At 57.6% G+C, this 14,640-nt stretch carries 15 protein-coding genes; 8 read left to right on the top strand and 7 right to left on the bottom strand.

Annotated features, from left to right (window positions below; all coding sequences use genetic code 11):
• From ABLO27_RS22030 to ABLO27_RS22010, 5 genes are all read right to left on the bottom strand, one after another.
• Nucleotides 1-2,892, bottom strand: coding sequence for a formate dehydrogenase subunit alpha (locus ABLO27_RS22030; RefSeq protein ID WP_353035763.1), 2,892 nt, complete (start codon nt 2,890-2,892; stop codon nt 1-3).
• A gap of 103 nt (nt 2,893-2,995) precedes the next feature.
• Nucleotides 2,996-3,196 carry a twin-arginine translocation signal domain-containing protein gene (locus ABLO27_RS22025; protein WP_353035762.1) on the bottom strand — a complete coding sequence of 67 codons (201 nt, stop codon included), beginning with the start codon at nt 3,194-3,196 and terminating at the stop codon, nt 2,996-2,998.
• 58 nt (nt 3,197-3,254) lie between these two features.
• Nucleotides 3,255-3,863 (bottom strand): TorD/DmsD family molecular chaperone, encoded by a 609-nt coding sequence (locus ABLO27_RS22020; protein ID WP_353035760.1) that lies wholly within the window; start codon nt 3,861-3,863, stop codon nt 3,255-3,257.
• A gap of 64 nt (nt 3,864-3,927) precedes the next feature.
• Complete coding sequence (locus ABLO27_RS22015) at nt 3,928-4,608, bottom strand: DUF3306 domain-containing protein (RefSeq protein WP_353036058.1); 681 nt, start codon at nt 4,606-4,608, stop codon at nt 3,928-3,930.
• Between the two features lie 13 nt (nt 4,609-4,621).
• Nucleotides 4,622-5,191 (bottom strand): DUF3305 domain-containing protein, encoded by a 570-nt coding sequence (locus ABLO27_RS22010; RefSeq protein WP_353035758.1) that lies wholly within the window; start codon nt 5,189-5,191, stop codon nt 4,622-4,624.
• A 205-nt stretch (nt 5,192-5,396) separates the two neighbouring features.
• On the opposite strand from ABLO27_RS22010, the gene ABLO27_RS22005 reads away from it, so the two are divergent.
• Nucleotides 5,397-7,361: a 4Fe-4S binding protein gene (locus ABLO27_RS22005; protein ID WP_353035756.1), complete on the top strand. Its 1,965-nt coding sequence runs from the start codon at nt 5,397-5,399 to the stop codon at nt 7,359-7,361.
• Between the two features lie 16 nt (nt 7,362-7,377).
• On the opposite strand, the gene ABLO27_RS22000 is transcribed toward ABLO27_RS22005, so the two are convergent.
• A complete protein-coding gene (locus tag ABLO27_RS22000) occupies nt 7,378-8,082 on the bottom strand; it encodes a hypothetical protein (RefSeq protein WP_353035755.1) in 705 nt (234 codons plus the stop codon).
• A 149-nt stretch (nt 8,083-8,231) separates the two neighbouring features.
• Here ABLO27_RS22000 and ABLO27_RS21995 point away from each other — a divergent pair, with 149 nt between their 5' ends.
• From ABLO27_RS21995 to ABLO27_RS21965, 7 genes are all read left to right on the top strand, one after another.
• On the top strand, nt 8,232-8,420 hold the full coding sequence (locus ABLO27_RS21995; RefSeq protein WP_353035753.1) for a DUF6494 family protein: 189 nt from the start codon (nt 8,232-8,234) through the stop codon (nt 8,418-8,420).
• A gap of 7 nt (nt 8,421-8,427) precedes the next feature.
• Nucleotides 8,428-9,522 carry a P-loop NTPase gene (locus ABLO27_RS21990; protein ID WP_353035752.1) on the top strand — a complete coding sequence of 365 codons (1,095 nt, stop codon included), beginning with the start codon at nt 8,428-8,430 and terminating at the stop codon, nt 9,520-9,522.
• Nucleotides 9,519-10,220, top strand: a complete 702-nt coding sequence (locus ABLO27_RS21985) for a biotin/lipoate--protein ligase family protein (protein ID WP_353035751.1) — start codon at nt 9,519-9,521, stop codon at nt 10,218-10,220. Before ABLO27_RS21990 ends, ABLO27_RS21985 begins: the two co-directional genes overlap by 4 nt.
• A gap of 3 nt (nt 10,221-10,223) precedes the next feature.
• Nucleotides 10,224-10,700, top strand: coding sequence for a DUF6505 family protein (locus tag ABLO27_RS21980; protein ID WP_353035749.1), 477 nt, complete (start codon nt 10,224-10,226; stop codon nt 10,698-10,700).
• A gap of 96 nt (nt 10,701-10,796) precedes the next feature.
• Nucleotides 10,797-11,288 (top strand): DUF4265 domain-containing protein, encoded by a 492-nt coding sequence (locus tag ABLO27_RS21975; RefSeq protein WP_353035747.1) that lies wholly within the window; start codon nt 10,797-10,799, stop codon nt 11,286-11,288.
• A gap of 205 nt (nt 11,289-11,493) precedes the next feature.
• Nucleotides 11,494-12,696 (top strand): multidrug effflux MFS transporter, encoded by a 1,203-nt coding sequence (locus ABLO27_RS21970; protein ID WP_353035746.1) that lies wholly within the window; start codon nt 11,494-11,496, stop codon nt 12,694-12,696.
• A 143-nt stretch (nt 12,697-12,839) separates the two neighbouring features.
• Nucleotides 12,840-13,352: a hypothetical protein gene (locus ABLO27_RS21965; protein ID WP_353035744.1), complete on the top strand. Its 513-nt coding sequence runs from the start codon at nt 12,840-12,842 to the stop codon at nt 13,350-13,352.
• A 91-nt stretch (nt 13,353-13,443) separates the two neighbouring features.
• Here the strand turns inward: ABLO27_RS21965 and ABLO27_RS21960 are convergent, their stop codons facing one another.
• Complete coding sequence (locus ABLO27_RS21960; RefSeq protein ID WP_353035742.1) at nt 13,444-14,607, bottom strand: iron-containing alcohol dehydrogenase; 1,164 nt, start codon at nt 14,605-14,607, stop codon at nt 13,444-13,446.
• Between the last annotated feature and the right edge of the window lie 33 nt (nt 14,608-14,640).

Genomic DNA, 14,640 nt, shown 5'->3' with positions numbered 1-14,640 from the left:
TTACGCTGCCGAGATCCTGCAGAGAGTCGCTTTGGTCTCCTGCATTTGAGTCACCGAGTCGTAGCCGTAGGTTTGAGCGGTGTTACTGCTTTCCCCCAGAACATACGGATCGGCACCTTTCGGATACTTGGACCGCTGGTCCTCGCCCTGGAAATGACCGCCGAAGTGGAACGGCATGAAGGCAACGCCTTCTCCGACCCGTTCGGTCACCATTGCCATGACCTTGACCTTGCCGCCTTCCGGACCTTCAACCCAGACCTGAGCGCCGTCCCGGATTCCGAGATTGTTGGCATCCCTTGGATTGATTTCGACAAACATGTCCTGCTGAAGTTCAGCAAGCCATGGGTTCGACCGGGTTTCGTCACCGCCACCCTCGTATTCCACCAAGCGTCCGGAGGTCAGGATAATCGGAAACTCTTTCGAGAAATCCTGCTTCTGGATCGAGGCATAAAGGGTTGGCAGACGGTAGAACTTCCGATCCTCGTAGGTCGGATAGTCCACCACCAGATCCCGGCGGTTGGTGTAGAGCGGCTCGCGGTGGAGCGGCACCGGATCCGGGAACGTCCAGACGACCGCACGGGCCTTGGCGTTGCCGAATGGCGCGCAGCCATGCTTGATGGCCACTCTCTGGATGCCGCCGGACAGGTCGGTCTTCCAGTTGGTCTTCGGACCGGCGACACCTTCAATGGCAAGCCGTTCCTCTTCCGTCAGATCGCTATCCCATCCCAGGTCCATCAGCATCTGCATGGTGAACTCGGGATAGCCATCCTGGATTTCCGCACCCGGATTGGAAACTCCATCCGCAAGCAGGTTGTCGCCGTCCCGTTCCACGCCGAAGCGCGCACGGAAGCACAGCCCGCCCTCACCGACAGGTTTTGACATGTCGTAGAGGTTTGGCGTTCCGGGATGTTTCATGTCCGCGGTTCCCCAGCACGGCCACGGCATTCCGTAATATTCGCCGTCATTCGGGCCGCCGACCGCCTGAAGCGTCGTTCGGTCGAATGTGTGCTGGTTGGCCATGTGCGACTTGATCCGCTCAGGCGACTGACCGGTATAGCCGATCGTCCAGAGACCGCGGTTGAACTCGCGGGTGATGCTCTCGACATTCGGCGTTTCCGCATCTTCCATTTCGATGTTGCGGAAAAGACGATCGGCCCAACCGAACTTGTTCGCGAACTTGGCCATGATGACTTCATCCGGCAAGCTCTCGAACAACGGATCGACGATCTTGTCGCGCCACTGCAGAGACCGGTTCGACGCGGTCACGGAACCGCGGGTTTCGAACTGGGTGCAGGCCGGCAAGAGGTAGACGCCGTCGGTCCGGTCGTGAAGCACGGCGGAAACGGTCGGATAGGGGTCGACCACGACCAGCATATCCAGCTTTTCCATTGCCGTTTTCATTTCCGTCATACGGGTCTGCGAGTTTGGAGCGTGCCCCCACAGAACCATCGCACGGACCGCATTCGGCTGATCCGTGTTGGCCGGATCCTCCAGAACGCCGTCAATCCAGCGGCTGACCGGGATACCGGTCAGGTTCATCAGGTTCTTATCCTTGCCGTCCGCACCTTTGACGGTTGCGAACTGGCTCTTGAGCCACTCCGGATCTTCCTCCCAAACGCGGGACCAATGCCCCCAGGCGCCTGCGCTCAGGCCGTAATAGCCGGGCAAGGTGTGGCTGAGAACACCAAGGTCGGTTGCGCCCTGAACGTTGTCGTGGCCGCGGAAGATGTTGGTGCCACCACCGCTCGTGCCCATATTGCCGAGGGCAAGCTGCAGAATGCAGTAGGCACGGGTGTTGTTGTTGCCGTTGGTGTGCTGTGTGCCACCCATGCACCAGATCACGGTGCCCGGACGGTTGTTTGCCAATGTGCGGGCAACGCGTCTCAGCTGGCTTTCGGGCGTACCGGTGACCCGCTCGACTTCATCCGGCGACCACTTGGCGACTTCCTCGCGGATCTGGTCCATGCCCCAGACACGGGTGCGGATGAACTCCTTGTCTTCCCAGCCGTTTTCGAAGATGTGCCATAAAATGCCCCAGATCAGGGCAACGTCCGTACCCGGACGGAAGCGCACATATTCGTCGGCATGGGCCGCGGTGCGGGTGAAGCGCGGATCACAAACGATCAGCGGCGCGTTGTTCTGCTCCTTGGCGCGCAGCACGTGCAGCAGCGAAACCGGATGGGCTTCCGCCGGATTACCGCCGATGATGAAGATCGCCTGGGAATTGTGAATGTCGTTGTAGCTGTTGGTCATGGCGCCGTAGCCCCATGTGTTGGCTACGCCGGCAACCGTCGTCGAGTGGCAGATACGTGCCTGGTGATCGACGTTGTTGGTTCCCCAGTAGGCCGCAAACTTGCGGAAGAGATAGGCCTGCTCGTTGTTGTGTTTCGCCGAGCCCAGCCAGTAGACGCTGTCGGGACCGCTTTCTTCGCGGATCTGCATCATCTGGTCGCCGATCTCGTTGATCGCCTCGTCCCAGCTGATCCGCTTCCACTCGCCATCCACCTTCTTCATCGGGTATTTCAGGCGGCGCTCACCATGGGCGTGTTCACGCACCGAGGCGCCTTTGGCGCAGTGAGCGCCGAGGTTAAACGGGCTGTCCCACCCCGGCTCCTGGCCGGTCCAGACGCCATTCTTTACTTCAGCAATGACCGTGCATCCCACGGAACAGTGCGTACATACGGATTTTACCAGATTGACCGCATCGTTTGCGGATTGTGCCTTGGCTCTGGTTACGGAACCACCTGTGGCAGTAATGGCGGCCAGGCCGCCTGCGGCAAGACCGGATCCCTTCAGAAAGGTTCGGCGGTCCACCGATTTATGTGCAGCGTCTCTAAGGATACTTGCACCCTGGGGGCGTCGCGCAACCCCATTGGTCTTTTTCCTAAGCATATTGCCCTACCTTGCTAGCATCATTTCTGATGTGGCTGGGTTTTCAGTGATCCGGCCATCGGGCGTCACGCAACCATCGGCCGGGGGTACTCACAGGGTCCAGTTAGAACCGGGCGCTGTCGAAATAAGCGCGTGTATGCGCGGTGTCCTGCATCTTGGTCGATGTGGGATCAGCTTCAGCGGCTTCGGCTGTACCGCTGACTGCGGTTGCAGCCACGGCAGCCGGTGCCGACAAGGCAGCCAGTTTCAAAAAGTCCCGGCGTCCAGCCCCCTCCTTGGGCTTCGCCTGTTCGGGTCGTTTCATCGTTGCAATCCTCCTCTCCTTGCGGCGGCAGCTGCCGCCTAAATTGCCAACGCGAATTTCAATTGGGCAGCATGCCGAAAGCTTCTGTTTCAACCTCCATGAAATGCCGGCCAAGTGATCCGATTGCTCCGTAGAACACGGAGCTCTTCGTTGCTTCCAAATCGGTGAAAAAATGAATGGCCCATGGTTCGACATGAGCCTTAAAAAATGCGCGTTGCTCGCCAACGGAGGTAACCGAACCGAACCGGCCGACGATCATCCCGCCCATCATTTCCATGAGTGACGCGATGTTGTCTTCCGGTTCGTGTTTTCCCTCAGCACGGCTGATGCCGCGTTTCGCCATATCCTCGCGCAGGTTGGCAAGTGGCTTTTCATTCAGGAACCCGGTCAGGTAGTGGCTGGCATAGGGCAGCAGCTCACCCCGGCCCAGTCCGATGAAAAGGGCGTTGAATTCTCTTTCCGCAGTTTCAGGTGAAGTCACCGAAGCAATCTTTGCCAGAACACTGAGGGCATTTCCGATGGGAGTGTCGTCACCCTTGAGGCCGGCAAGCTTCTGCAGAAGCTCGGCATCAGCAGGTTTGACAAGAAGAAGACCCATGAAGTCGTAGAGATCCGCTCGCGCCCGATCTTCCGGATCGATCACGTATTCCATTGACACTGCGGACATCCGCGATGCTCCTCCCTCAAACGCAGCAGTAACTTTACTTTCAGCCCGACATTCGACTTTAGTATTAAGAGTAGTCGAATCGCATTCGGCGCCTCGATGGACGAGGTTCTTCTTCAGCATCAACTAGGGCAGAATCTGGTAAGTCAAGTGAGTCGGCCCCTTGTTTTCTAGAGTGCACGAGTTCGTCACTTTGCGTCAATTGCATAGATGTTTTTCTTTTTTGTAAAAAATCATTGTGCGGCGCAGTATTTTCTTCGCACTGCAACTCAGAACCACTTTCCTGTATTTCCTCTGCCTCGGTCACCTCGGTAATTTCGACTTCCGCCTTATCCGCCTCATCGTCCGCAGCAAACTGGTCCAGCATTCCCCTTCCGATCTTGTAGACCGTCTGAAGATCGGGGACGACCGTAGCAGCGTCGGTATAATCCTCGGCATATTCTACAAGACCGTCCAGATTGGCCAGAACCGGGTTCAATGCCCAGAGCCGGCGCAGCGCCCGGCGGCGCAGGCGTTCCGGCACCGCGCCGGAGAGGAACCTGGAAAAGTCATCCCCCTCGCCGAGCGTGTCCGGATCCGGCAGTTCCAGCTCCTGCAGAATGTCCTCATCGGTCTTCTGCTCCAGTTCAGCCCGGGCCTCTGCCTGTGCTTCGGCTTGTTTTTCAGCCTGTTCCGCTTCATCCGCCTGGCGCACAGCTGCCTTGCGGCGGGACCAGAAATCCGTGCCCGTCTTTTCAGATCCGCTCATCGCTTCCACCCGATCACTGCAAAGTGTCCTTCGGTTTGCGGCGCGGCGCCCGGTAGACATCGCTGAGCTGCCGGATCCTCGGGTCTCCGACGCCGTCTTCCACCAGATCGATCCTCTTCTTGTCCCGCTTCCGCTTGATGAAGATTTCCTCTTCATGGTGCGCCTCGACGAATTCCCTGATCCAGGCGATCAACCCCGGAGGCATCGGCACCTTTTCGACCATGACGTCGCTGGCATCGGCATAATCCTGACCTTCATAGGCAGATGCGGTCAGGAACATCACATCCATCGGCACGTCGCGCTCGGTCTCGTCGGCCGGACGCATGACGACGTAGATTGAAGGCACCTTGTCCGATAGCGCGGTCAGATAGGCTTCCGTGTCCGTGCGGTGCAACTCAAGGCTCAGGGTCGCAGCGTGGTACTCCACCGCGTCCCCCTCTTCCCGGAGCACCGCCCAGTCCGCTTCCTTGGCTCCGGGCAGAAGCGATACAGGTCGCCAGGACCACTTCTGCCAGCGCGTCACACCCGGCAACCGTCTGACCACAACACCGACCGGCATTGTGCGTGTTCGTTCGCTTGTCACTGCGGATCGTTCCTCCCACCCGCCGGTTTCCATTTCGTTTTTTGTTATTTGTCCTACATGCTGTAGCAAGCCGGACAAATTTCAAGCCCCGCAGAAGTCGAACTTGACGCGGGCGGACAACCGCCCTTGTTATGTCAGTCGGACAAATCGACTTTCCGCGAGGAGAATTGGGAGGCGATGGTCCGGGGGAGAGGACGCGCAAGCAATGGCATACAGCAAGATTCTGCTGTGCGACTGCCTGAAAAGTCAGTCGATCAACGCAGAACAGATCGAATCGGCAACCGGCATTCCGTGCTCCAAGGTCCATTCAGAACTCTGCCGGTCTGAAGCGGCAATCACCGAAGAGGCGATCCGGGACGGCGATGTGATGATTGCCTGCAGCCAGGAACAGCACTTTTTCGAAGAGATTGCCGGCGACCTGGAAACTGATGACCCGAGAACGGTTGATATCCGGGACCGCGCGGGCTGGGTGGAAGCCAGCCCTCCGCCAACCGCGAAGATGGCAGCCTTGATTGCTGAAGCGGCTTTACCGCAGCCTGGTGAAAAGGTCGTGGATGTCACGTCCGGTGGCACCTGTCTCATTCTGGGGGATACGGAAACAGCACTTTCAGCTGCTGAGGACCTTTGCGATATTCTGAGCATAACCGTTCTCCTTGATCCGGATGCCGAATTACCGCTCTCTGATGATCGCCGTTTCGACATTGTCAGAGGTCGGATCAAATCTGCGAAAGGTTCACTCGGTCAGTTCCAACTCTCCTTCGACGCCTTGCAGGAGCGCATTCCGGGTGGACGTGGTGCCTTCAGTTGGACAGCTCCCCGCAGCGGTGGCAGGACCGAATGCGACATCGTTCTTGATCTCGGACGAGCGGGCCCGTTGTTCCCGGCACCGGAGAAGCGTGAAGGTTATCTGCGCGCTGATCCTGGCAGCATCCAAGCCCGAACAAAGGCTTTGCTGGAAGCCTCTCAGCTTGTCGGAACCTTTGAAAAACCGATCTATATCAAGCTCGATGAGCATCTTTGTGCTCATTCAAGAGCACAGAAAACCGGCTGCACACGATGTCTGGACCTGTGCCCAACCGGAGCCATCACACCCAATGGCGATCATGTCGCCGTTGATGCCATGACCTGCGCCGGTTGCGGCAATTGCTCCGCTGTCTGCCCTTCCGGTGCCATCTCCTACGATGCACCACCGGTGGACCATACGTTCAAGCGAATTGAAACGCTTGCCTCCACCTGGAGGAAACTTGACGCCAATGCCCCGCGCCTCCTGGTTCATGACGGCAGTCACGGCGCCGATCTCATCCGTCTGAGTGCCCGTTATGGCAAAGGCCTGCCCACTGATGTCATACCGCTGGAGATGACAGCATTGGCCAGCTTCGGCCATGCGGAAGCCCTCGCCGCACTGGCAGCCGGTTTCGCTACCGTCACCATTCTTCTGTCGCCGAAGACGGAAAAGGACGGCATGCCGCTTCAGTTGGGCCTGGCAAATACCGTGGCCGGTCAAGACCGTGTCCAGTTGATTGAAGCGGTAGATCCGGATGCGCTGGAAACTGACCTCTACAGCGACCATGATGAGGTTCGGGCCACCCAACCCATCCTGCCTCTCGGTTCGCGCAGACAAGTGACCCGGCTGGCGGCCAAAGCACTCAATGAATCCGATGCTGTCATTGCGCTGCCATCAGGGGCGCCTTATGGCGCTGTCAATCTGAACGTCGCTGCCTGCACGCTGTGCCTCTCCTGCGTTTCTCTGTGCCCCTCCGGAGCTCTGAAGGAAAACCCGGACATGCCGCAGCTGCGTTTCCAGGAGGACGCCTGCCTGCAATGCGGCATCTGCGCCAACCTGTGCCCGGAAAGTGCCCTGACGCTGGAGCCGCGCCTGAACCTTGGCGACGAGGCTCTTGCACCTGTTGTCCTCAAGGAGGAAGAGCCGTTTTCGTGCATCGAATGTGGCAAGCCGTTCGGCGTGCGATCCACTGTTGAAAGGCTCACGGAAAAGCTTGCCGGCAATCATTCCATGTTCCAGGACAACAAGGCTATCAAGCTCATTCAAATGTGCGACGACTGCCGGGTGAATTCGGTCTACCACTCGCAAAACAATCCCTTCGCCATGGGAGAACGTCCGCGCGTTCGCACGACCGACGATTATATCAGCAAACGGCGTGACCATTGACGCCGAATAGACCCGATCAATCGTACTGGATTGGTGCTCCAAGATCCGCAGGCTGGATCCGCGAGACGAAAGCCAGAATGGCGTCAAGCTCGTCAAGCGTCAGTTCCAGAGGAACAATCGAGGGCGGCCGGCTGACGTCGAAGGGCTCCGTGACACCTTCAACCTGGGTGAAGGACGGATGCGGGTTGAGTGAGAAAAAGGCCTCAAAGCGTGTCCGCCAGTCCGAAAAATTCCGCATGATCGCAAATGACGGCGTCGAGCCGATCGTGGTCAAGCGAGTCGTTTCGTTGACCATGTGGCAGCGTCCGCAATGGAGAACAGCAAGCTTTTCTCCGGATACGACGTCTCCGGAAATCAGTTGCGGACCTTCGTCTTTGGGTTTGGCGACAGAGGCGGTAAAGACCGCTTTCCCGTCAGCACGAAACGCGTCAATGGTCTTTCTGCCGACCTCGCCGGTGATCCAGTCCCTGAACCGGATCACATGTTCGTTTTCCCTGGGAATCACCAGAACCCATTCGCTATCCAGCCCGGAGAATACGGGAATCCCGTCAGACGAACCTGAAAACCGCGCGTCTGCATCAGTTGCCTCGGAAACGATCTCAATCCGGACGCCGGTCTTGAGAGAAAATCTCGGAAGCAGGTGTTTCAGAAATCCCGACGCAACCAGCGTCTCCGGCGCACTCAGCCGGAATGACCGCGAGTTGGCCTTGCCAGATGACATGAATCCGGCACTTATTATCAAACTGAACAGGCACAAAACCAGAAAACGGCAGCACACGCGCTCCTCCCTCACGTTGCTGGCAAGTGGCCATAGGTTAGGAGCCAATTCCATGAGCCGTCAATGCACCCTGCCATCACAAGGAGAACAAGATGAGTGACGATTTCAACATGTCGATGCGCAAATTCCTGAAGCAGGTGGGCGTTACCTCTCAGCAGGCGATCGAAGAAGCCGTGCGCAAGGCAGGCCCTGCCGACGGCAAAACGTTCAAGGTCAAGGCCGTCGTCACGATCGAGGAACTCGGTCTTGAACACGTGGTTGACGGCGAAATAGAGGGGTAAGCCAAACGTGTCCCTGACGCGCGAAACCGTTCTGAATGCACTGAAAACGATCGCTGACCCGATCACCGGTGACGATATCGTGGCCTCCGGCATGATGCGCGCCCTTCAGGTGGGCGGAGGCAATGTCCGTTTCGTCATGGAGATTGATGCAGGTCGCGTCAGCGAGATGGATGACCTGAAACTGGAAGCCGAGCGCAGGTTGAAGGCCCTGGACGGATGCAACGACGTTCAGATCATCCTCACCTCACATTCCGATCAACCCGCAGCGGCACCCTCGCCCCCGTCAGAACCGCAACCCCTCAGGCAGCGACCTGCTCCTGCCGGTGCATCAGGACCGCAAAGGGTGCCCGGGATCGACAGGATCATCGCCGTGGCTTCGGGCAAGGGCGGTGTCGGCAAGTCCACTGTTGCGGCCAACCTGGCCTGTGCGCTGGCCGCTGAAGGGCGCAAGGTCGGTCTGCTGGATGCCGATGTCTATGGCCCGTCCCAACCGAAAATGCTCGGCATTTCGGGCCGGCCGACGTCCCCGGACGGTCAAATGATCCTGCCTTTGCGCAATCACGGCGTGACCATGATGTCGATCGGTCTGATGACATCCGGAGACCAGGCCGTCGTCTGGCGCGGACCAATGCTGATGGGCGCCTTGCAACAAATGGTCGCCCAGGTGCAATGGGGCGCACTTGACGTGTTGATCGTCGACCTGCCGCCTGGCACCGGCGATGTCCAGATGACGCTGAGCCAGAAGTTTATCGTGGATGGCGCGATCATTGTCTCAACACCCCAGGATGTCGCGCTTCTGGATGCGCGCAAGGGGATCGACATGTTCCAGCAGATGAAGGTCCCGTTGCTGGGCATGATCGAGAACATGTCGACGCATATCTGCTCCAAATGCGGGCATGAAGAACATGTCTTCGGACATGGCGGCGTTGCAGCAGAAGCTGAAAAACTTGGTGTCCCGCTTCTGGCGGAAGTGCCCCTTCATCTCAACATCCGGCTGGCGGCTGACGGCGGCACACCCATCGCTGTCAAATCACCCGATGCACCCGAGGCAAATGTGTTCCGACAGCTTGCCGGGAAACTTGTTGCCGGAGGTCATGCATGAGCGACCTTCAGTTCCCGCCCCTCTTTCAGGGAGAGCCTCTGACCGGAAACGCCGATCCGTTCGAGCGGGCCACAGCGCTGGCGATCACCGGAACCGATCCCGGTACGGTCGTCTACAATCTTTCCGGCGATGTCCTGTGTGCGAGCCTGATTTTCGCGCCGGAGGTCCCGCTTGAGGAAGCCATGGCCACTCTTCCAGTTTGCGGGCTCGGATTTCAGGCAGCCCTTGGAGCGCTTGCACCGCCGGAAGTTGCCGTTCATCTGGGGTGGGACGGCACCATTCGCATCAACGGCGCTGTTTGCGGAAAGATGCGCGTCAAGGCATCAACGAAAGAACCGGACGCTGTTCCCGATTGGCTCGTGCTGGGGCTGGACCTCAACATGAAAAGCTCCGAGCCCGACCCGGGCGTTGCCTCGGACCGGACTTTTCTGTCCGAAGAAGGCTGTGCGGACATCTCCGCGGATCGTTTGCTCGAAAGCTGGGTGCGTCATTCGCTCTACTGGATCAACAGGTGGCTCGACGAAGGTCTGCGGCCCGTCCATGCCGATTGGCGCGGATTGGCATCAAATCTCGGCGACCCCATTGAAATCGATGGACAGTCCGGCACCTTTGTCGGTGTCGACGAACATTTCGGCATGTTGCTCAGGACCGGCGACGACACGATCCTGATACCGCTCTCCAGCCGACTTGAAGGATAACCAATGAAACTCGCCCGTGCCGTTCACATGGATGACAGCGACCGCAACGTTTATTTCTCTCCGGCCCGCACAGGCGAATGGTGCCTGTCCGGCGGCTTTGAGTTTTCCGACTGGACGCAGGCAGATCTCACCGGCAAAGCCCGCCAGGCCTTTGCCAATGGCTGGCTGGGTCTGGAGACATTCGGCCGGGTAACCTTTGTTGCCATCACTCCGATCGAAGAACACGAATTCAACGCTCTGGTTGACCGGCTAGCGCAACATTTCGTCGATGTCTACGGCGCTCCGTCGGTCGAGGCCGCTCTCGGCGTTGCAGCCGAGGAACTCGCCTATATGGCCGAACTCTGCGCAGAGCATGACGAAAACACGCTTCTGGCCGTTCAACGGGAACTGGCGGAGGAAGGTGTGAAGGAAAGCTACAGCGCAATTGCACCCCAGGTAGCGGAACTTGATCTCGTCGCCGTGCATGGGGATCTGGAGTAGGCATTCTGTTTCTACTGCACGTCTGCATGACAACAAAGAGCCCACCGAAGTTTCAAGTCGAAAAGCTCCAAATCGCAATCTAACCTGTTGTTTCATATGAATGAAATCGAACGCACGACAACAATAGAGCTGTTTGCCGGTTCTTCTTTTTCTGGAAAACCGGTAAGAGAACGCCTTCGTGTCCATCAGGTTGACACTCAGGTCTACAGACTTCTGCAATCACCCGGCCTCGTGCTGGGGATTGCGAAGGGCGACTTGATCGAAGCTCCCGATAAAACGGGAATATTTCAGATTGTCTCCCGTGCTGGCCTGATTTGCGTTCAGATTTTGCTGCAACGACCTGTTTTCAACCTTGCGCCCTTAGAGACTGCTGTCGAAACGGAGCTTCAGGGGAGTGTCGACGGCTTGACCGATAAGCAACTGGTTCTTTCAGTACCTTCAACGGCCGGCTTCAAGAAGATAGAAAACTTCCTCGATCAACTCGTCAAACATCTCGGCGGCGCTGAATGGTTTTATGGCAATATTTATGATCCAGCCGACGGTGTCACCTCGTTAAACTGGTGGCAAGAATACCCCACGTCTGACTAACTTCAGAGGTACCGGCTATTTGCTGCAGCTGTATCCTTGTCCCTCAGACCCGGCACCACTAAACTCCAGGTCAGGAGAACGCAAATGACTTTTAAACCCGTCGTCACAGTGAGCAAAAGGTGCATGGACCGGTAACGGGATTTCCAATCCACTCTCCATGCGCCCCCGGCCGAGTTCGGGGGTATTTTTTTGAAAGTACACACAAGTGATTTCCAGACACCGAACGCCACCTCATCTTCTCACGATCAATTTGCTGACGGCATTTTCCCCACTTTCGCTGAACATGTTTCTGCCTTCGTTGGAGAACATTGCCCACGATCTGAAAGCGGACTACGCGCTGGTGAGCGTTGCAATTGCAGGATACCTGGCGGTCACCGCCGTCATTCAGTTGATCGCCGGACCCTTGTCTGACCGCTTCGGGCGGCGTCCGGTACTTCTGGTCGCTCTTGTCATTTTTTGCATCTCGTCGATTGTCTGTTCCGTTGCCCAGAACATATGGGTGTTTCTGACTTTCAGGATGCTGCAGGGAAGCGTCACGGCGGGCTTCACTCTCTCGATGGCCATCGTTCGTGACACCAACCCGCCACGCGAGGCAGCCGGCCTGATTGGCTACATCACCATGAGCATGGCAATCGCACCCATGCTCGGTCCCGTTCTTGGCGGGATCCTGGATTCAACGTTTGGCTGGCGGACAAGTTTCTATTTCTATGCGCTCTTTGGAATTGTGCTGCTGGCGCTTTGCTGGTTCGACCTTGGAGAAACAAAGAAGGGTCATGGCGACGGCGACCAGGAGGAACGCGGCAATTTCACCGCCTTGTTGAGAGAAAGACGTTTTTATGCTTATGCGCTCTGCACGGCCTTTTCCACGGGAGCCTTTTACATCTTCCTCGCCGGTGCTCCACTGGCGGCAACAGCAACCTTCGGCGTGACAACTGTCCAGCTGGGTTTCCTGATTGGCAGCATAACCATGGGATTTTCTGCGGGTGGTTTTCTGGCGGGCCGGTTTGCCGCGAAAGTCTCACTGCCGGCGATGATGCTCATCGGAAGGATCGTGGCATGCTCCGGGCTGACGCTTGGGCTGGTGCTCATCGTCTCAGGCTGGTTATCGCCCTGGGTCTTCTTTGGCAGCACACTCTTTGTGGGAATTGGCAACGGCCTGACGATGCCGAGCAGCAACTCCGGGGCAATGTCCGTCAGACCGGATCTCGCCGGAAGCGCTGCCGGTCTGGTTGGCGCCTCAACACTAGCCGGAGGCGCGCTTCTGACAAGCTTGACCGGAGCCGCAGTCGTTTCGGACAGCTCTCCGGAGATCGTCATTTCACTGATGCTTGCAAGTTCCCTGATCGGCCTCATCGCGGCAACAGGCGCTCTGATATTCGAGCGAAACGGAAGTATCGCTACGCATTAGGCTCTGTAATACACATCACATTTCACATAACAATCCATTCACAAAATCGCTATTCAAGGGCACATCGAGTTGAGTGCACGTTATCTCGATAGTCACTAAATAATAAGCGCAGAAAGTTCTTTTAACAGGAAAGCAAAAGCGCCATGAATACGATCAGCTCTGACACTCGTCTGGTGGGCTCTTTGCCGGCGGTAAACACCAATACGCTCGGGCTCATGTTCATCTCGGGCTTCTTTGCCACTGTCGCATTCGACCTCTGGGGCCAGGTCATCAGCCCGGGCCTCGGTTTTGCAAACCTCTCACCTCATGGTCTGGCCAGAAGCCTGCTCGGCAGCCTCGGTCTGCCCAATGGCAACTTTGCCGGTTACTTCGTTCATTTCTACATTGTCGGACTGATTGGTTACCCCATCGGCTGGATGTACATCTTCGCCCCGATCTGGCAGCGGGTCGTCGGCAACACCCACTGGTTCCTGCCCTCGGCGATTTACGGTTTCGGCCTGTGGCTTTTCGCAATCGGTGGCATCACCTCTGTTGCCGGCCTGCCCTTCTTCCTGAACTTCACCGGCATCGTGTGGGTCGCTCTCGTCGGGCACGTTCTCTACGGCATCGTGATGGTCGCCGTTTTGAAGTACATCGAGCGGCAGCATGGTGCTTGATATCCGAGGATCTGCACGATCAAATTCTTGCTAATTTGAAATGAAAAAGTGAGCGCGCCATTTAGTGGCGCGCTCTTGCTTTCAGATATCTTCAAACCGTTCCGGATTGGGCTCGATCGAAGATCTCCAGAGCCCCTTCCTTGGTCAGCTTCACCGGATTGCCGCCAGCAGTCGGATCGACAATGGCCATTTCAGCAATCAGATCACGTTTGCTGTCATCAACATTCAACCCGGCCAGCGTATGCGGCACATCAAGGTCGTCGCGCAGCTTCAGGATCGCGTCCAGAACGCCCTGATACCCACCCGAAATGCCGAGGAAGCCTGCCAGCCGATCGAACTTCTGCTCGATCGCCGGTTTGTTGAACTGCAACACATACGGCATGAACACCGCATTGGTCATGCCGTGATGCGTGTCGTAAAGCGAGCCGACAGGGTGGGACAGGGAATGGATGGCTCCCAGGCCTTTCTGGAAGGCAACCGCACCCATGGCAGCCGCGCTCATCAAGTGACCTCGAGCTTCCAGATCAGACGCGTCCGCAGCAACCTTCGGCAGGTTTTCCAGAACAAGGCGCATCCCTTCCAGGGCAATGCCTTCCGACATCGGATGGTACATCGGTGCGGAGTAGGCCTCCAGGCAGTGTGCCAGTGCGTCCATCCCGGTACCGATGGTGATGAAGCGCGGCATGCCCACTGTCAGTTCCGGGTCGCAGATCACGATTTCCGGCAACATCTTCGGGTGGAAAATCACCTTCTTGGTGTGGGTCTCTTCATTGGTCACCACACCTGCGCGACCAACTTCAGAGCCGGTTCCGGCGGTCGTCGGCACGGCCACGATCGGCGCAATCCCATCAGGGTCGGCTCGGGTCCACCAGTCGCCAATGTCCTCAAAATCCCAGATCGGACGTGTCTGACCGGCCATGAAGGCAATCAGCTTGCCGGCATCAAGTCCGGAACCTCCGCCGAAGGCAATCACACCGTCATGATTTCCCGCTTTGAACACCTCGACACCGGCAACGATGTTGCTGTCGACCGGATTGGGCTTGACGTCTGAGAAAACCGCGGCGGAAAGGCCGGCTGCTTCAAGACTGGCAATCGCCTCGGCGACCATGGGCAATCCGGCAAGACCCGGATCGGTTACCAGTAGCGGATTTGACATGCCGGTTGCCTTGACAGCCTCCGGCAATTCCTTGATCCGGCCGACACCAAAACGGACGGAGGTCGGGTAGGACCAGTTAACGGAAGGAAGTGAGCTCATGTGCGCACCAAACTTGAGGTCAGAGGGACCGCG

Source organism: Roseibium sp. SCP15 (genome assembly GCF_040329435.1).
Taxonomy (GTDB): domain Bacteria; phylum Pseudomonadota; class Alphaproteobacteria; order Rhizobiales; family Stappiaceae; genus Roseibium.
The sequence above is the reverse complement of the archived record's forward strand: the minus strand, read 5'-3'. Positions and strand labels throughout refer to the sequence as shown.